Consider the following 18,934-nt stretch of genomic DNA (forward strand, 5'->3'; position numbering starts at 1 on the left):
TCATCTTGCGCTTGCGCCGCAGACTTGGTTTTGCTTTACTGCCGGAGCACGAAGCCAATACACGAACAAAGCAACAGCCTTTTTAAGCTCGAACATGAACACGGTAACCTCCCTCAAAGTCGTCAAGAAAAACGTCAAAACGCTGGTCGAATCGGCCCTCCAGGAAAGCGGCGGTCTGTTGCGGCTGGCCCCCTGCTGGGTGCCGCGCTCCTTCCTGCAACCAGGCAAGCGCCTCAAGCTGCATCCGGATGATTTATATGCCTATGGGTTGAACCGCGGCGGCATTGATGAACGCTGGTTTGCCTCCACCACCCCCGCCGCCAACGAAAATCGCACCCCCGATGAAGGCCTGAGTTATGTGGTCACCGGCAAGTACCGCTTCACCCTCAAGCAGGCCGTCGAGGAATGTGGCGCCACGCTGATTGGCGAGCGCATCTGGAAGAAATACAAACGCTGGCCCGTGTATTCCAAGTTCTTCGACAACATGGGGCCCATCCCCCACCACATGCACCAAAATGCCAAGCAGGCCGCGCTGGTGGGCCAGGAAGGCAAGCCGGAATCGTATTATTTCCCGCCGCAGCATAACAACGTGGGCAACAACTTCCCCTACACCTTCTTCGGCCTGGAGCCCGGCACCACCAAGGAGCAGGTGCGCAAATGCCTGGAAAATTGGAACAAGGGCGACAACGGCATCCTGGACCTGTCCAAGGCCTACCGCCTGAAACCCGGCACCGGCTGGCTGGTGGGCCCCTGCATCCTCCATGCCCCCGGCTCGCTCTGCACTTATGAGCCGCAATGGGGCAGCGATGTCTTTGGCATGTACCAGTCCCTGGTGGAAGGCCGGGAAGTGCCGTGGAGCCTCCTGGTCAAGGACGTGCCCAAAAAATACCACCAAGATTTGGATTACCTCGTCGAACAGCTCGACTGGGAAGCCAATGTGGATCCAAACTTCAAGGACAATCATTACCTTGAACCAGTCCCCGTGGCCGACACCCGCAGCGAAGGTTACATGGACCGCTGGATTGTCTATGGCAAGGTGGACGGCGAGCAGCTTTTCACCGCCAAAGAACTAACGGTGGACCCCGGCGTGAAGTGCACCATCAAGGACAAGGGCGCCTACGGCCTCATTGTCGTGCAGGGCAAAGGCCGCATGAACAATCTCGCCTTGGACTGCCCGAAACTCATCCGCTTCCATGAGCTCACCGAGGACGAGGTGTTCTGCACCGAGGAAGCGGCCAAGGCCGGCGTCGTCTTTGAAAACACCTCCCCCGTGGAGCCGCTGGTGGTTCTGCGCTATTTCGGCCCGGAGGTAAACCCTGACGCCCCCGAAGTCGGGGCCTACAAGAAGAACAAGTTCTAACCCGCTGCGTCCAAACAACCAAATGCCAGCAGGGACGGTCTCCCAGGCCGTCCCTGCTTTTTTAGCAGATGTTGCGGCGCGGCTTTCCCTCCCCGCGACGGACAGAGGCGCCCTGGCTTGATTTGCCGGCCCCAGCCCACATTTGGGATTCACACGTGACAACCGCCATTTGTGCGCCTATCTTTGGCCAGCGCCGGCCCCGGCCGGCTTAACCATCAATTAAAGCTATGCGTTCTGACATCGTGAAAAAGGGCGCCGAGCGCGCCCCGCACCGCAGTCTCCTGCGCGCCACCGGCGTGATTGAGTCCGAGGAAGATTTCAACAAACCCTTCATCGCCATCGCCAATTCCTACACCGACTGCATCCCCGGCCACGCGCATTTGAACGAGGTGGGGTTGCTGCTCAAACGGCTGGTGCGCGCCGCCGGCGGGGTGCCGTTCATCTTCAACACCATCGGGGTGGATGACGGCATCGCCATGGGCCACAGCGGCATGCTGTATTCCCTGCCCTCCCGCGAGCTGATTGCCGACTCCGTGGAAACGATGGTCAAGGCCCATTGTTTTGACGGCATGATCTGCGTACCGAACTGCGATAAAATCGTGCCCGGCATGCTCATGGGCGCCATGCGCGTGAACATCCCCACCCTCTTTGTCAGCGGCGGCCCCATGGCCGCCGGCATCGCGGAAATGGCCGCCACCCATGCGGACGTGGTCGCCCATCTGCAACCGGCCGCCAAAAAGGCCGATCTCATCTCTGTCTTCAAGGGCGTGGGCGAGCTGCAAGCCGGGAAAATCACCGAAGAACAGCTTAAAAAACTGGAGCAGGTGGCCTGTCCCACCTGCGGCTCCTGCTCCGGCATGTTCACCGCCAACTCCATGAACTGCCTCTGCGAGGCCCTGGGCATGGCCCTGCCGGGCAACGGCACCATCCTGGCCGTGAGCAAGGAACGCGAGGCATTGTACGAACGGGCGGCGCGGCAAATCCTGTACCTCGTGGAAAAAGACATCAAACCGCGCGACATCGCCACCCTGGAGGCCTTCGACAACGCCCTCATGCTCGATGTGGCGATGGGCGGCTCCACCAACACCATCCTGCACACCCTGGCCATCGCCCGCGAGGCCGGCATCCCCTACGACATCAAGCGCATTGACGACATCTCGCGGCGCATCCCCTGCCTGTGCAAAGTCAGTCCCTCCTCGGATTACCACATCCAGGATGTGCAACGCGCCGGCGGCATCCACACGATCCTGGGCGAGCTTAAACGCATGGGCGTGCTCAACCTCAACTGCCTGACCGTCACCGGCAAGACCATCGGCCAGAACATTGATGAATGGGATGTGCGCTCCGAGCGTTGCACCCCCTGGGCCAGGGCCTCCCGTGTCAGCGGCGCCTCGGCCATCGTCGTGGACCCCAACGACAAACTCGGCCCCGCCGCCCGCACGGCCTCCGGCAACCTGGCCCCCAAACCCATGCTTTTCCACGCCGCCGAGCCGCTGGCCATCACCCTCTGGCGCTGGGCCGCGGCCTGGAACGCAGGCGACTTCGAGGCCCTGCTTGCCCTCTGCAACGATAAAACCACGCTCAAACTGCCCGATCAAGCCCTCCGCAAAGGCCTGGCCAACCTGCGGGACTTCTGGCAGCAGCACTACCAGGAAGCCCGCGGACTGGTCCGCGCAGAATTGGGTGATTTCCGCGGCGAACCCGTGGTCATCCTCTGGAAGTATGAAAAAGCCGGCGCCCGCGCCAGGGCCGCCATCCTGCGCGGTCGCGGCTTGAAGAACTGGGTGCTGACGCGCCTGGAGTGGGACGCCAACCCCAAACACCTGGCCAAAGTCACCGCCAGCGGCCTGATGCCCTACGATCCGGCCTTCCGTTTCAATCCCCAGGATTGCATCCGCAGCCGGGACACCGCCTATTCCCCGGATGGGGGGTTGGCCATTTTGTATGGACAACTCGCCCCCGAGGGCAGCGTGGTCAAGACCGCCGGCATCAGCGAGGGCTTCAAGGCCCAATGCGGGCCGGGCTTTGTATTCGAGGGGCCTTGCGTGATTTTCGAAAGCCAGGAGGAAGCCTGCGCCGGCATCCTCGGCGGCAAGGTCAAACCGGGCGATGTCGTGATCATCCGCAACGAGGGCCCGCGCGGCGGGCCGGGCATGCAGGAAATGCTCTCGCCCACCAGCTACATCGTGGGCATGGGACTGGGCGACAAGGTGGCGCTGATCACCGATGGCCGCTTCAGCGGCGGCACCGCCGGCGCCTGCATCGGGCATGTCTCCCCCGAAGCCGCCGAGGGCGGCCCCATTGGCCTGCTCAAGCCAGGCGACCGACTGCGCATTGATTTCCCCAACCGCCGCATTGACATCCTGGTGCCGGAGGCGGAGCTGGCCGAGCGCAAACGCCACTGGCAGCCCGTCCAACGCACCTTGAGCGGCTGGCTGGCGCGCTACCGCAAAATGGTGACCAACGCCAGCCAGGGCGGGATTCTCGCGTCCTGATTTCCCGGCGCACCCAGAATTTGAGATGCTTTTGGGAAAAACTCCGGGGCTCGAGCAGCCGGGCCTTCCGGGGAACGTGGAGTTTTGCCTGCAATAATGGCGCTTCAGCGTCTGACCCAACGGGCCGCCAGGCCAGGGGAATCTCAGCCGATTTCCATTTCCGGTGATACGTTGGGCGTGAGCACCCAGTCGAATTGCATGCGTTCAAAGCGCCGCCGGTACAGCAGGTAAAAGCCCCACGATGCCCCGTGCCCCAACAAAATCAACAATACCGCCAGCCACCACACCGGCACCAAAAACACCGCCACTGTCAAACCGGCCAGCACCATGAACCCCAGCGCGAAGCCCAGCTTGCTGAGGTTGGGAAAGCGCCGGTCATCACCGCAAACCGCAGCAAATCTGAATACGAAAACTGCAGGCTGTAGAGCCAGTCCCACCAGCACCACTTTCGCCGCCAACCACACCCCCACCTCTGCGGAATAATTGAACTGCCCGGCCATCACCCCGCCAAACACCAGCAAGATCGGGGCGGCGGCCAGCATCCGAATCCCGTTGCACGTGATCACCACCCGCCCAAGCTCGCGCAAACTGACCGGGTAAAAGGAAAGGAAGGAATATGCCGACCGAAAGTTGAACACCGGCCGCAAGGCAGGCCAGTGGCCGCCGAACACTGGCCAGGCCGTTGCGGCCATGCCCACGATGCCAATCACCACAGCCCAATCGCGCAAGGGAGGTCCAAATAGGGCCAAAACCCACGTCACCAGCACCACCAACCAGGCGTTGCGCCATGCGGCAGACCAGCGCGGCGGCCCCAGCAGCAGCATTTGCAGGATCAATTCCAGGCGCGGATTAAACCAGCGTATCACCCAACGCTCCAGCCAGCCCGCCAGACTCCAGGAAAAATGTTGCAGGAATTTTCGCTGCAACACGTAGCTGGTGAAGGCCGCCGGACCCTGATGCGGAGAGGGCAAGGAGTGCGGCAGCGGCAAGGCTTGCGTGTCAGCCGGCCGGGCGGCCGCGCCGGCTCCAGCCGCGTTCTCCTCCCCGTCAGCTTGCGGCTGCCCCTGAAGAGCGACCACCAAGGGATCTTCCTCCTCCCAAGGACCTTGATGGTTTTCCTGCAAGAATCGAAAGGCTCGCAGGCTGAGATAAACCCACCCGCCCATCGGAATTAAGAGCAGCAGCATGAACGGGTTTTGCCGCACCCCCACTTCATAGAGGAGCGTCGCAGGCCAGCCCCACGGCAGCAACAGGCCCAGCCAGTTCCCCAGGTCAGCCGCTCCTTGTAGGATGAAGCCGCCCCAACTTGGTTTGTTGGTGGCTGAAATCAACCCCGCCACCAGCCAGCCAAAGATTACCAGGAAATAGGCGGCATTCAGCACAAAGCTGGCCAGGCGGTGAATCCAACCAAGCGCCCACCTCCACCCGGCCTGCGGCAGCAGGGGAAGCGGAGAACGGGGGTCATGGAGCAGAAGGACAAAACCCACCACCATGAGCCACTGCAGCCCCAGCCAGAGCACACCCGCCACCCAGGCCCAACCCGGCAAGGGATGCTTTGCCAAAATGACCGCCGCCATCAGGCCATACCCCATGGCGGCAAGGGCGGAGTGTTTCAAAAAACGCCGCCAGCCGAAGGCGAACAAATCCCGGGGAGCCACGGGCCAGCGGGCAAGCACGTATTGCTCCACCCTGCCATACATGGCCGTGTCGTAAACGCTGAGCAACCAGACGGCCGGCAGGGTGCCAAGTAAAATCAACAGGCCCTTGGCCAACTGCAAGTCGGTCGCGTGAACCAGCGGGACCCCCAGGAATACCGCTATTAGGAGGCCCAGAAAGATCCCACTTAATGATGGGCCACCGCCCACCCGCCTGGCGGCGTTCTTCCATTGAGGAACACGACGGATTTCCCGCCGCACCAGCCGGCGCAGCCGGCGCTCGAGGGCGCGATTTCGCAGTGGATTCACGGTTGCTCCCGTAATTGTTGGAACAAGGCCGCCAGCGCCTCGGTCCCCGGGCCGGTTGCCTGCAGTTGGGACACCTTTTCCAGGGCGCGCACCTCGCCTTCGTGCAACACGCACACACGGTCGGCAAAGCGCTCCACCACATCGAGGATTTGCGTGGTAAAGATAATCACCCGCCCGTGCCGGGCGGCCTGCCGGGCCTCCTCCTTGAAGATTTGCAGGCCATGCGGGTCCATGCCCGAGGCAAAGGGCTCGTCCAATAGCCATAGTTCAGGATTCACCGCCAACAACGCCGCCAGCGCGGTCTTGTATCGCTGGCCGCGGGAGAGGTAACCCAGCGGCTTTTCAGCCAGGGGCAGCAAATCCAATTTCCGGAAAAGTTCCAGCACCACGTTTTCCACCCCCGGGGTGTCCGCCTCGTAAATGCGCAACACGGTGGCCAGGTGCTGGATGATCGTCCAGTGGTCGCAAAGCAGCGGAAAATCAGGCAGGAAATGCAACTTGCGCCGCAAATCCAGCCGGCCGCGGTTGAACGGCATGTCGTCGAAATAAACCGCCCCCTCGGTGGGCGCCAGCAGACCGGCCAGACAGTTCAGCAGGGTGGTTTTGCCGGCGCCGTTGGCGCCCAGTACCGCCACAATCTGCCCCGGTTCAAGGCTGAACGAAACCCGATCCAGGGCGCACGTTTTGCCGAAGCGTTTGGTGAGGGCGCGAATCTCAATTTTCATGTCTGGCCACCGAGCTTTACCAAACACCGGCAACCCCTGTCGAACGCATTTTGCTCCAGAGCAAAAAAGCGCCGGAAAATGGCAATCGGGCGGTTGACGGATTTCTTTAAAACGGCGTATGCTCTCCGCCCAAGCTCTTGCAGCGTGGAAGACCTTCCACCCCTCCAGGCGGAGGAGCAGGGTTTTCCCGGCCCGTTGCGGCCCTGCCAGGCCGCGGTGCGGCAAGCTGGAGCTCAAGCAAGACAGGCTATGTGGACCTGACGGCCCGGCGGCCGACGACATAAGGCAGATACATGAAAAGTTATCAAACGGCAGACCTACGGAATGTGGCGATTATGGGCCATGCCTCCTGCGGCAAAACGATGCTCACGGAGTGCATGGCCTTGTGTGGCGGGGTGATCAATCGTCTGGGCAGCGTGACCGGCGGCTCCACGCTTTCCGACTACCGCGACGAGGAGCAGGCCCGTCAAATTTCCGTGCAAACCTCCATGGTGGTGGTCGAATGGCAGGGCAAAAAGATCAACCTGCTCGACACCCCCGGTTACCTGGATTTCATCGGCGAAAGCCTCTCCGCCGCCCGCGTGGCGGACCTCGCCCTTGTCGTGGTGCATGCCAATCACGGCATCGGCGTGGGCACCGGCAAAGTCTGGGATTTCACCACGCAATTCAACACCCCCCGCCTGGTCGTGGTCAATGCCGTGGACAAGGAAAACGTGGACTGGGACGCCCTGCTGGCCAGCCTGCGCGCCCGCTTCGGCGCGGCCGTCACCCCCGTGACCGTGCCGGTCAAAACCGGGCCGGGATTCAACCAAATCCTGGACGTGATCACCAAGGAGGTCCTCACCGGCAAGCCGGATCAATCTGGCAAGTACGAGGCCGCACCCGCCACCGGCGATTTGAAGGCCAGGGCGGACGAACTGCACAACGCGCTGCTGGAAAAAGTGGCCGAGTCTGATGACAAACTGCTCGAAAAATTCTTTGAACAGGGCGGTTTGTCGGAGGAGGAAATGCGCAGCGGCCTGGCCGCCGGCCTGGCCAAACAAACGCTGATTCCGGTCTTCTGCACCTGCGCCGAAAGCAATCAGGGCGTCAGCCGCCTGCTGGATTTCATCGCCCAATTCGGCCCCTCCCCCGCCGCCAAACCCAAAGTCATCGCCCAGGGCCAGAACGGCGAGGTGGAAGTCGCCCTCACCGACCCCGAGCCCTGCCTGTACGTCTTCAAAACCAGCGTGGAAGCCCAATTCGGCGAGCTGGCCTATTTCAAGGTGTATTCCGGACAGTTGGGCGTGGGTGCCGACTTGTACAACCCGGACAAACAGGCCGCCGAGCGCATCGGCCAGATTTATCTGCTGAACGGCAAAAACCGCATCCCGGTGGACTCCCTCAACGCGGGCGACATCGGGGCGGTGGTCAAGCTGCGCGACACCCGCGCCAACCAAACCCTGTGCAGTCCCAAGCGCATCGTCACCCTGCCCAAAGTCACCTATCCCAAGCCCAACATCCACGCCGCGCTCGTGCTCAAGAGCAAGGGCGATGAAGACAAGGTGGCGCAGGGGCTGGCGGCGTTGCACCACGAGGATCCGACCTTCCTTTACAACGTGGACGCCGAACTGCACCAGACCGTCATGTCCGCCCAGGGCGAGTTGCACCTGGACGTCATGGCCCAGCGGCTCAAGTCCCGCTACAAAATTGATCTGGAGCTGACCCAGCCGCGCATCCCCTACCGCGAAACCATCAAGGCCAAGGGCGACTCCAAATACCGCCACAAAAAGCAGACCGGCGGAGCCGGCCAGTTTGCCGAGGTCTGGATGCGGATCGAGCCCAAGCAGCGCGATACCGGCGTCGAGTTCATCAACTCGCTGGTGGGCCAGAACGTGGACCGCGTCTTCGTCCCCTCGGTGGAAAAAGGAGTCCGCAAGGCCTGCGCCGAAGGCATCCTGGCGGGCTACAAGGTGGTGGACGTGCTGGTGGACTTCTACGATGGCAAGATGCACCCGGTGGACTCGAAGGACATCGCCTTCCAAATCGCCGGTTACTTCGCCTTCAAGGAAGCCTTCGAGAAGGCGCGTCCCTGCCTGCTGGAGCCCATCAACAACGTGGAAATCCGCATCCCGGAAGATTGCATGGGAAACGTGATGGGCGACCTCTCCAGCCGGCGCGGCAAGATTCTGGGCATGGACTCGGACGGCACCTTCCAGATCATCCGCGCCCAGGTGCCCGCCCGGGAAATGTACCGCTACTCCAGCAGTCTGCGCTCCCTCACGGGTGGCCGGGGCATTCACACCGAGGAATTCAGCCATTACGAGGAAATGCCGCGCGAGCTGGAGCAGCAGGTGATTGAAGAAGCCAAAAAACGCAAGGCGGACGCGGAAAAGCAGGGTGAATAACCCGGCCTCCGTCCCTCGGGAACGCTCCCTTTCAGGGGACATCGCCCGGCGGGAGAACCAATGGCTTCTCCCCCGCGGCGCCATGTCCCCTGCCCTGTTATGAATGTGCCATTTCTCAATCTGGCCGCGCAACACGCCGCCCTCAAGGACGAGCTGCTGCCTGTGGTGGAGCAGACGCTGGCCAGCGGGTATTATATCCTCGGGCCGAATGTGGCGGCTTTGGAAAAGGAAATCGCCGCCCTCACGCAAACCCACTTCGGCGTGGGCGTCAATTCCGGCTCGGATGCGCTGACCCTGGCTTTGCGCGCCCTGGAAATCGGGCCGGGGGACGAAGTCATCACCACCCCCTTTACGTACATCGCGCCCGCCGAATCCATTTATCAGATGGGCGCCCGCATCGTGTTTGCGGACATTGATCCCCACACCTTCAATCTGGACCCGGCGGACGTGGCGCGCCGCATCACGCCGCGCACCCGGGCCATCATCGCCGTGCACTTGTTTGGCCAGGCGGCGCCCCTGCCACCCCTGCTGGATTTATGCCACCAGCACCGCCTGCACCTGCTCGAAGACTGCGCCCAGGCCATCGGCGCAGAGTACCAGGGCCGGCCCGTCGGCGGCTGGGGCGTCATGGGTTGCTTCAGCTTCTATCCCACCAAAAACCTGGGCGCGAATGGCGATGGCGGCATGGTGGTCACCCGCGATGAGGGGCTAAACCGGCGGCTGCGCATGTTGCGGGTGCATGGCATCGAGAAGCGTTATTTCCACGATTTGCACGGTTACAACTCCCGGCTGGATGAGCTGCAGGCCGCCATTTTGCGGGTCAAATTGCGGCATCTGGCGGACTGGAATGCGCGCCGCAGGGCCATCGCGGCCCGTTATGATGCCGGGTTGCGGGATCTGCCGCTGCAGTTACCCCAAACCGCCGCCGGCAACCACCATGTGTTTCATGTCTATGCCGTGCTAAGTGACCGGCGCGATGCCCTGCATCAGTACCTGGCCGATCACGGAGTCCCCTGCATCATCTACTATCCACGCCCCTTGCACCTCCAGAAGGTGTACGCCGATTACGGTTGGCAGGAGGGGGATTACCCCGTGGCTGAAGACATTTCCCGGCGCATTCTGCCCCTGCCCATGTACCCGGAGCTGACCGATGCCCAGGTGGATTATGTGATCGCCAAAGTGCGGGAGTTTTTCAGCGTGGCTTGAAGCGCCGCCCTGCCGGGCCGGTTTATTTCAGGAACGCAGCGCCGCCTGCCGCCAAACCAGCACGGATTCCCCCTGCTGGGCCTTGCCCTCGAAATCCCGCGTCGCCGCCTCGAAACTGGCGGTGCATCCCGGTTTGATGGACTCGTGCAGTTCCACCATGATCACGCCCACCTTGTCCCGCCAACTGGCTGACGTTTCGAAGATTTCCTTCTCGGCGCCTTCAATGTCAATTTTGAGGATGTCAATGTAACTCAGGCCGTGATCTGCCATGAGTTTGTCCAGGGTGATGGCCTGAACCTTCTGCACCACGGGCAGCGACCCTTTTTCCGCGCTGTCGCGGGTTTGGAAGCCCCAGGCCCCAATGCCCGGATCCACCAGCTCCAAGGTTTCGTTGTTTTTCCACAATGCAGCCTGAATGGGGATAATTTGCGGAAAAGGCGCCACGTTTTTGACCAGATAACCGAAATTGCCCGCCTCCGGCTCAATGGCCAGGATTTTGGCCTCCGGGTATTGGCGGGCAAAAAACAGCGAGGCAAAGCCCACGTTGGCGCCGGCATCCACTATCACACGCGGCTTGAGCGGCAGCTCCAGAGCATACTCCTTGTCGCGAAAGATTTTCTTGTACGTGGGCAAATCCGAGCTTTTCAACCGCAGGCGCAAGGGATGCGCAAAATCCGGCACACGCCCCGTCCATTCTGCCGGCAGGGGCCAGTGCCGCGTGCGGGCGAAGAGCCACAGCCCCGCGGGACCAAAAACTTCGTAATAAAGCCCGATTCTTTTGAATTTTTCCACCACTTGTTGAAGACGCCCCATGCGATGCAATGGCCAGATGGTTTCAGCTTGAATGGAAAGCCCCCGCCGCCCCTTTCCGGCGCTTGGTGGGCCGCCCGGGAGATGGCGCAGGGTGAAGAAGGCAGGCTTGGCTCATAAGGCCCCCATCGCCTGCAACCGGCTTTTGACCTGCCGGAGATCCACCAGCGCGTTTAATTTGTGATCCGAAGGGAAAAGCAGAAATTCATAGTCCACCTCCACACACTGCGCGATCCATTCCTGGTCACCGGCAAGATAGGCATCGGCAAAAAGCTCCAGAAATTTGCAGCCGGGCCGGCACCACACCATGTTGGCCGTGCCGGAACCGTGAATGGCGCAAATGGCCTCGGCCCCGGCAAAGTGTTGAATCTGCCCGGCAAACGACATCTGGGCCGGATCCACGATCGCCCATCCCAAATCGGCAAAGAACTGCAAAACCTCCGCCTCGTTCACCATGTTGCGCCCGTAACTCGTGCGGCGCACAAAAAACTTTTTGGGTGTGGCAGCCGGCGAGACCCGCGGCAAAAAGGTGGCGCGCAGGAACTGGACGGCATACGGATTGTAGCAGACCACCATGCTGGTCGGCGGGCTGAAATAGTAGTCCTCCACTAAAAGGTGCGTCTCCTCAGTCCACCGGCAGCGATCCAGCAGCCCCAAAAGCTGCATGGTTTCGACCTGGTAGCGGGGCTTCAAGGCCGGCAGCAAGATGCCCGTCTCCGGCGGAAACTCATTGAGCACGGCCAGGCGCGGCAGGGCATCCAGCAGCCAATGGGCATAGGGCGGATTGGCATTCAACGGAAACCACTTGGAAACCACGCTCGTCCAGGGGCCGGACAACGTAACCGGCCTGCTTCGCACAAAATGCCACCAGGCCGGATCCGCGCCGGCCCGCCGCGGGCCATAAACGGACTCCACACAAAGTTGCTTCTGATCATTTAACAAAGCCAGGCTGGCCCCCACCAGGCGTGCGTGGCGATGGCGTGTCCAAAAGATGGGCCAAGGTTGCTCCAAATGCTGCTGCCGCCCGCACAGGAGAATGATGGAAGGCTGGGGAAGCCTGGGGCTTCCCTGGTCCTTCAACACCACCCGCCCCTCGGTGGCCCCCTGCTCCAACCGGGCCAGCTCGGAATAAGTGCCCCGTGGGAGTCCCCAGGCAACCGAGCGCGGAATCAGGACGCGCACCACCTCCAGCAGACCGTGGGCCACCTTGGGCAGGGCCACCCGATGCAACCAGCGTAAGGGCTTGTGCAAGGCCCCAAACCGCCGCAGCTCCAGGCGCAACCGGGTGAACAGCGGCACCGCCGCACGACCGGGGGCGGCATCCTCATGCTTCGCCGAGGTCAAACGCGGGGCATCTTTTAAGGCTGTGTGGTTCAAAGGACTCAGACACGTCAGCTTCAACCGAGGCGAAGCTTTTTGTTGGGCGGGGTGGAAGTCAAGGAGCTTTTTCCCCCGCTTACCCGGGCCGCCCTGAGCCGGTCTCGGTGAGTTCCTTCGCGCCACGCTGCGGCCCCGGCGCCGTCACGGCTTGACCAGCCGGAAAAAGCCCGCGGCGTTGGTGGGGGCCAGGCCGCCAATGAAACCAAAGGAGTTGGTCAGGGTGAAGGAGGCCACGTTTTGCCACGGCACGGCGGCGGAAAGGCTGGGCTTGTATTGCAGTATGTAATTGCTGGAGGTCTGCCCAAAAACCAGCAGAGGCGACAGCCCCGCGCCCGATCGGCCCAAGGCCAGGATGGGCGGATTGGCCTGAAACTCCGCCGCCCGATAGAAGCGGATGGCAGGGTCATTGGGCACGCTTACCACGGAAACGAGATTGGTGGACGGAAACCGGGCGAGCACCTGCCAGGAGCCGCTCCCCAGGGCGGCGGTGCCTTCAATCAGGAAACTGGCCCACGGGTTGCCATACACCACCAGCTCCCGGCCGGGACCGCTCGGGCGGCGCGGTTCCAGCAACGGTTCCCGGCCAATGACCACCACGCGCCCGTTCTGGCTGAGCACCCCCGGCACCAAAGAAGCACCCGGCTTGCGGGCGCTGACATTGAAGACCCGCAGCGACACAAAGGCCGACGGCACCTGGGTCAAGGCCACAAATTGGAGGCGGCACAACACCTGTTCACCCAGAAAGACCTGCCCGGAGCGGGAGGCGACGCGCAGCCGCCAGGTATGCGGCGCCGTCTGGCTCAATTCCACTTGCGCGGGATCTACTTCAGCGGCCAGGGACACCAGGACCAGATTGGTCAGATGGCCATCCTCAATTTCCACCTCGGCGCTCCATTGGTCCACGCCCACCGTAGAAAAGCTCATCACCGGCACGCTGCCGGTCTGGCCGGCCTGGATCACCAGCGAGCCCAGACTGAAGGAGCCCAATTCACTGCCAAAAGTGGCAAGCTGGGAGCGGGCCACACTGAAAGCGCCGGTAAACTCCACTGGAAACGTCTGGGTCACCCCGCCCTCCGAGCCGCCGCCCAGAACTTGCGCCTGAAAGACCTGGCTGCCCGTGGCGGTAAAGTTGCTCCAACCCGAGGCCTCCAAAAGCTCGGCCAGACTGAACACCACCTGGTTGGAGGCGGCCCCATCTCCCACCACGGCGGCCAGGGGGCAGGCGGCCTGGGGATGAGTCAACAGCACCAGGCGGCCGGCCACAGTCTGACCCGGCACCTCCAACAAGAGCTGCACGGCTTCCGGCACCAAGGTGACCTCGCCGGCCGTCCTTACCGCCACCGGCGCTTCATTCAGGGCCGGGAAATAATTGGTGCCCCCATGGCGCACTATCGCAGCCCGCACGTAATAAGTCGTGCCGGGGCGGCAACCGCTAACTGAAGCGGAAGCCAGGCCGTACTCGCGGATTTTCTGACGCAGGGCCTGCCGGCTTAAACGTTGCGCAGCGTCTCCGATGGCGAGGGGACTGCCCGCCCGCAACGGCAGGTACTCGACGGCCACCTGGCCGTTCAAGTTGGTCACGCCGCCGGCATCCGCATCCACCCGCAGGAATAAATCCGCTTCTGGCGGCGCCCCCCAAACGACCGTGAAGGAAGAAGGGGTCACGTTCACCGCCGTCACATTGGTGTAAGCCGCGGCCTGCACCTGAAAAGCGTTCATCCAAAGCGTCAGGGCGGACAAGGCCGCCAGGCTGAACGACGCATGAGCCATGGGTTTTATCATAAGCAATCAGGGTTAAGGGGCTGGAGGAGTTGGCGGGGTGACAACCGGCGCCGGCGCGGTGAGCAAACCGCTGCCCGCCCGTTGCAAACCAGGCTCGCCTCGGCGGGCCAGAGCTTCCTCGCCTCCGGCCAGGATGACAAACCGCGTCATGCCGGCCGCCCGCAACAGCCGGGCGGTCTCCTGCGCCTTGCCATCATTGCGATCAATGAGCACCAGCAGCGGCGGAGTGGACTTTTCCGCTTTGGCCCGTTGCGCAAGGCTCAGCGGTGATTGCGTCACCGGAAAGCGGGGAAAAACAGCTTTCAAGTCCGTCAATGGCGTTTCAGGCTGGGCTGGCGCCGCCAGGCCGCGGGCGGGCGCGGTGGAAGGAGCGGTGCGCAAATCCACCAGCACCACATCGCGATCGGTGGTTTGCTCCAGTCCCTGATAGGTGATCACGGGCAGTTCTTCGCGCGCCGCCCCGCGGGGCGCCGCCACGGTGCGCTGGGTGGTTTCCCAACCGGCGTAACCGCCCCGCAAGATTTCCGCCCGAATGCCCGGCTTGCGATTCAGGGCCTCCAGGGCAAAGGCTGCGTTGGTCTGGCCCAGCCCCTCGTCATACACCACCACGCGGCCCAGGGGCGGCAACTGGCGGTCCGGGCACAAAGCCGCCGGGATGTTGATGGCCTGCGGCAGATGGCCGCGCTGGTACAAGGCGGTGGAGCGGACGTCAATCACAGTGATTTTTTCACCGGCCGCCAACAACGCAGCCAGCTCCTGCGGCTCGAGGCCGCGGGCCACTCCGGCCACGCCCACCACCACACACAACCAACCAAGGGTTCTAAGCATCATAAGGCATCATCAGGGTTGAAAGTTGCTCACGGGATTAAGCAGCTCAAGCATCAGCACAGCCACTTTGGGAATGCGGAAGTCCTCGCCCACCGGCATCCCGGCACGCATTTCCGCCAAAGCCCAACGGCCCTGCGCTGCATCCAACATGCGGACCGCCCGGACCTTGTCGGCGCCCAGTTGGCGCAACAACTGGTAGGCCGAGTAGTTGCCGGGGAATTTGTCGTAGGTCACCACATTCAGGCCGGCACTCAACTGCAAGGGCGTTTGCGGGTTGAGGCCCAAATCCACCACGCGGGCCTCCGGGAATTTCACCCACAAAAAGGTGCCGGGCGTCAGGGTGAAATTGACCCCGGCAGGCGCACCGTTGTTCCAATACGCCGTTTCGCGTACAGGGGTGGGCGCCAAAGCGGTGAAACGGGAGATTTCCACCACGCCGGCCTGCTGCTGCCAGAGTGCCAACAAACTGAACACCTGCGGATGGGCCGTAGCCAGGGCCGGCGTCACCGCCACCGTGTTGGGATTCTCAAACACCCCCTGCAGGCTGGGCAGCTCGGCCATGCGGATGGAGTGGGCGTTGCCCTCCGCCTCCTGCCAGAGGGCCACGCGCCCGGCCAGGGCGGGGCGGGTCTTGAAGGTGGCGCTTCGCGTCACCGGCACCAGGCGGCGCGAAGGCAGATGCAGCAGGCGCAGGTTGCCCGTAAGGGAGCCCAGGGATGACTCCTGACACAAAACCCACTCGCCCTCGATGAAGGGCAGGGATTCATCCTCCGGCGTCTGGGTCAGACGCACCTCGACTCCACGGCGCAAATCGTAGCCATAGAGCTCCACCTGCCCGTGGCGGTTGTCCTGCCAGACAATCCACGGGCCTTCGATGACCGGGTGGTACTGGCCGAACTGATCGGTGGTCATGCGCCGGAAGTCGCCGGTCTCCAGATGGCGGTAATAAATCTCGCCGTAACCCACGTCGCGGAAATCCTGCCAGACCACCTGACCATCGCGCACGTCGGGGTCGAGTTGATCTTGCGATGAGGGCGAGACCGCGATGGTCTGCCCTGTCACTGCATTCCAGGCGCGCAGTTGCCACGGGGCATTGGGTGCATCGGCGCTGCGCGTCTGAAACACCACCCAGGGCCAGTGCACCGCCGGATTGACTTCATCCCGCGTGGCAGTGGAAGTAATGTTGCGCGGCGGCAAAGTGTCCTGCATGTCCTGGATATAAATGTCCCACGTCCGGTTGGGCTGGCGGCCCTGCCAGACAATATAGCGGCCGTCCGTCCGCGGGTTTTCCTGGTTCAGCACGGTTTCGGTGATCTTCCGGATGGGGGCGCCATTGGTGCGCAAGTCCTGGGCATAAATTTCCCAGTTGCCGTCGCTTTGATCCTGCCACACCGCCAGCCAGCCACGCGCATAAGGATTGCGCGCGCCACGGGCGGCCTCCGCCACGAGCGCCGCCGGGCCGCTGAGGTCGCCCACCTGGATCACGCGCGTGAGGAAATTGGTGCGCTGCAAGGCATCCACCAGGGTCAGGCGCACAGTATAGGCGCCAGGCATGACCACCACACCATTGCTGCCGCGGGCATCCCAAATCCACTGCTGCTCGGCGGTGCCGATGTTGGTGAAAGCAACGCTGCGAACCAGGGGCAGCCCCGGTTGCGCGAAACCGTAAAGCGGATCATGCCACCATTGCAGGGTGGTGGCATTATTGGTGCCCTGCCACACGCCATTGGTGCGGCCAATGACTGCCAGGGTCTGCCAGCCCGGCGAAACATTGGTGAGATTCAGTGGGGTTGTCACCGGCTCTTCCGCACGGTAATACCCCTGATTCAACGTCCACCGATAGGCCGAAACCCCCGGCCCGCCCACTTGCACGGAGGCCTGGGGCCATCGCGTGGGCGTGGCCGGTGCGCCGGTGAGAGTGGTGGCGGGAGCGGAAGCGGAAACAGTCCAGCTCACCCGTGCCGCCTGGCTGGCATCCAGATAAGCGCCGTAGCGAGAGCGGCCCAGCACCTCGATCAACTGGGGACCGGCGCTTAGGCCGCTGAGCTGGAGGGGTGATTCCACCGGGAACTCCGCGCTCCAAGGCCCCCCGTTGTGACGGTACTTGTAGTAATCCACATGCTGCCCGCCCACCCGCAACGAGGCACTGGTGCTGGCGGTGGGCGAGGAGGGCGCATTGGAAATGGTGGCCCAGCCAATGACCCCCTGGAAAATATCCAGCGTGGCATTGACGGCGGCAGGATTGGGCGCCGCCTGGAAAACAATGGGCGCCGCATTGGGGCGGATGGACAGCGCGTCGCCGGAGGCTTGAAGCTGGGGCACCGGCGTAGCAAACAGCGCGAAGTCCAGCGTGGCCTCACCGGAAATCACCAACATCACCTGGTTGGTGGCCTCCGTGTTGCCGGCCGTATCCCGCGAGTAATAGCGCAGGCTGTACTGGCCGGGCGAAGTCAACCAGAAGGGGTAGGCGGGAACAAAGGGGCCATTGGTGAGACTGTAGAACATGGACACCGGGTTGGCATCCTCCGCGGTGAAGTAAATCTGCGTCTGTGGTGTCAGGTAGTACCGTCCGCCCGCCTCGGTCACCGGCCCCACAAAACGCAAAGTGGTCACCGGCGGGTTGGTATCCACGCCGCCGGCGGTATAGGTGACGGTGTAGCTGTAGGTGCCCAAATCCACCAGGTCAAGTAGGTTGAAATAATTCTGCCGGATGTTGCCGATGCGGGTGTAGCGGATGTTGGTCCAGTAATTGTTGGTGTTGATGATTTTGCCATCGGAACGCACCACGCTGGCAATTTTAAGCCGCGCCTGGCCGGGGTCGGTGAGCCGCAAATAATTCCAGCCGCGCACATCGGCCTGAAGCTGGATGACGGCGGTGTTGCCGGGAGCGAGGGAGGGGGAGATGGTGGCGTTGGTGGCATAATAGACCGGGGTCTCATTGCCTTCGCTTTCAAACAAAGTATCGGGAATCATGGCCGGATCGCGATCCACATCAGCCAGGAAGTCCTTGATCTCATCGCGGCCCGGCTGGTCGTTCATCACTTCATGGGCAATAAAGTGGGCGTTCAACGAGGTGATCACCGACGTCTCCTCCCCGCCCAGGTCCGAGGCGTGCTTGTAGGAGGCCTTGAATTCGATGAACTCCCCCGACAACGAGGTGATCATATCCCAGGCCCCCTTGCGCGTCTGGCCGGGAGGAATGTCGCCCAAATCCACCAGCAGGCTGGCTGAGCGGAGCGGGCTGTCCTGGACCCGCGCGCCCAGCAGGCGCGCAATCAACAGCAGGCCATTTTGGTTTTCGACGATTTTGGGCTGCTGGGAATCAATTTTCAGCTTGTTGGCCATGCCATAGCCCACGTTTTTGACCAGCACGCCAAGGGTGAAGGGAATGGGGCTTTCCACCTCCGGCGTGAACGGGTCATCCCCCTGCACATCACGGGGTTGGAAATAGGTGATTTGCAACTGCGGCTCCGGCCGCACCGTGATGGTGTCGGGAATGGCAAAGAGGATTTCCCGTGGAATTTCCACCCCCCGCATCCGGCCGGAAAGGCGGCAACCGACGCGGTACTGGATACCCTTGGGCGAGGTGCCGCCGGCGGCGATTTTGGGGATGATGAACCATTTGACAACGGCCTTGGCGGTGGGCTGGATGACGCCATCACCCGTTACGCTGTTGATGTTCTGCAGCTCGGGCGCGCGCACAAAAAACAGGCTTGCGGCGTCATTGACCACCCCATTGGTGGAGAGCAGCGGATTTTCAAAGGTCAAATCCGCCGAAAAGTCCGTGATGGGATCCTGGCCATCATTATTGGTGACTTCCAGCAGGGCTTCAAAGCCGATGCGCTCGAGCGTCAGCTCCTGCTGGATGACAATTTTGACCGTGGAACAAACGCCTTGAAATTGTTGCTGGGCATGCACGGAGGGCCAGAACAGGCAGAGGCCTAGCGCCAGGGTCGTTTTAAGCAGATGTTTCATGGTCGGCCAATGCGTGCAAAAG

The 18,934-nt window shown here is 62.4% G+C and carries 11 protein-coding genes; 4 read left to right on the top strand and 7 right to left on the bottom strand.

Features of this window, described 5'->3' with window-relative positions; genetic code table 11:
* The first annotated feature begins 94 nt into the window (after positions 1 to 94).
* Together N3J91_03260 and N3J91_03265 are read left to right on the top strand one after the other, a co-directional pair.
* Positions 95 to 1,360 (top strand): hypothetical protein, encoded by a 1,266-nt coding sequence (locus N3J91_03260; protein ID MCX8155465.1) that lies wholly within the window; start codon positions 95 to 97, stop codon positions 1,358 to 1,360.
* Positions 1,361 to 1,587: 227 nt separating this feature from the next.
* The gene (locus N3J91_03265) at positions 1,588 to 3,855 is read left to right on the top strand and encodes a dihydroxy-acid dehydratase (GenBank protein MCX8155466.1); all 2,268 of its coding nucleotides are present in this window, start codon (positions 1,588 to 1,590) and stop codon (positions 3,853 to 3,855) included.
* A gap of 143 nt (positions 3,856 to 3,998) precedes the next feature.
* On the opposite strand, the gene N3J91_03270 is transcribed toward N3J91_03265, so the two are convergent.
* Complete coding sequence (locus tag N3J91_03270) at positions 3,999 to 5,819, bottom strand: hypothetical protein (GenBank protein MCX8155467.1); 1,821 nt, start codon at positions 5,817 to 5,819, stop codon at positions 3,999 to 4,001.
* A complete protein-coding gene (locus N3J91_03275) occupies positions 5,816 to 6,544 on the bottom strand; it encodes an ABC transporter ATP-binding protein (protein MCX8155468.1) in 729 nt (242 codons plus the stop codon). Before N3J91_03275 ends, N3J91_03270 begins: the two co-directional genes overlap by 4 nt.
* Before the next feature lie 293 nt (positions 6,545 to 6,837).
* Here N3J91_03275 and N3J91_03280 point away from each other — a divergent pair, with 293 nt between their 5' ends.
* Positions 6,838 to 8,931 (top strand): elongation factor G, encoded by a 2,094-nt coding sequence (locus tag N3J91_03280; protein MCX8155469.1) that lies wholly within the window; start codon positions 6,838 to 6,840, stop codon positions 8,929 to 8,931.
* A 99-nt stretch (positions 8,932 to 9,030) separates the two neighbouring features.
* Positions 9,031 to 10,137, top strand: coding sequence for a DegT/DnrJ/EryC1/StrS family aminotransferase (locus tag N3J91_03285; protein MCX8155470.1), 1,107 nt, complete (start codon positions 9,031 to 9,033; stop codon positions 10,135 to 10,137).
* A 27-nt stretch (positions 10,138 to 10,164) separates the two neighbouring features.
* Here N3J91_03285 and N3J91_03290 read toward each other — a convergent pair whose 3' ends face one another.
* The 5 genes from N3J91_03290 to N3J91_03310 form a co-directional block, all read right to left on the bottom strand.
* Positions 10,165 to 10,950, bottom strand: coding sequence for an FkbM family methyltransferase (locus N3J91_03290; protein MCX8155471.1), 786 nt, complete (start codon positions 10,948 to 10,950; stop codon positions 10,165 to 10,167).
* A gap of 111 nt (positions 10,951 to 11,061) precedes the next feature.
* Positions 11,062 to 12,291, bottom strand: coding sequence for a glycosyltransferase family 61 protein (locus N3J91_03295; protein MCX8155472.1), 1,230 nt, complete (start codon positions 12,289 to 12,291; stop codon positions 11,062 to 11,064).
* A gap of 177 nt (positions 12,292 to 12,468) precedes the next feature.
* Entirely contained in the window at positions 12,469 to 14,097 is a 1,629-nt protein-coding gene (locus N3J91_03300) for a hypothetical protein (GenBank protein ID MCX8155473.1), read from the bottom strand.
* 24 nt (positions 14,098 to 14,121) lie between these two features.
* Entirely contained in the window at positions 14,122 to 14,940 is an 819-nt protein-coding gene (locus N3J91_03305; GenBank protein MCX8155474.1) for a rhodanese-like domain-containing protein, read from the bottom strand.
* 9 nt (positions 14,941 to 14,949) lie between these two features.
* The gene (locus N3J91_03310) at positions 14,950 to 18,912 is read right to left on the bottom strand and encodes a hypothetical protein (GenBank protein ID MCX8155475.1); all 3,963 of its coding nucleotides are present in this window, start codon (positions 18,910 to 18,912) and stop codon (positions 14,950 to 14,952) included.
* Positions 18,913 to 18,934: the final 22 nt, after the last annotated feature.

This window comes from Verrucomicrobiia bacterium (assembly GCA_026414565.1).
Classification (GTDB): domain Bacteria; phylum Verrucomicrobiota; class Verrucomicrobiia; order Limisphaerales; family Fontisphaeraceae; genus Fontisphaera.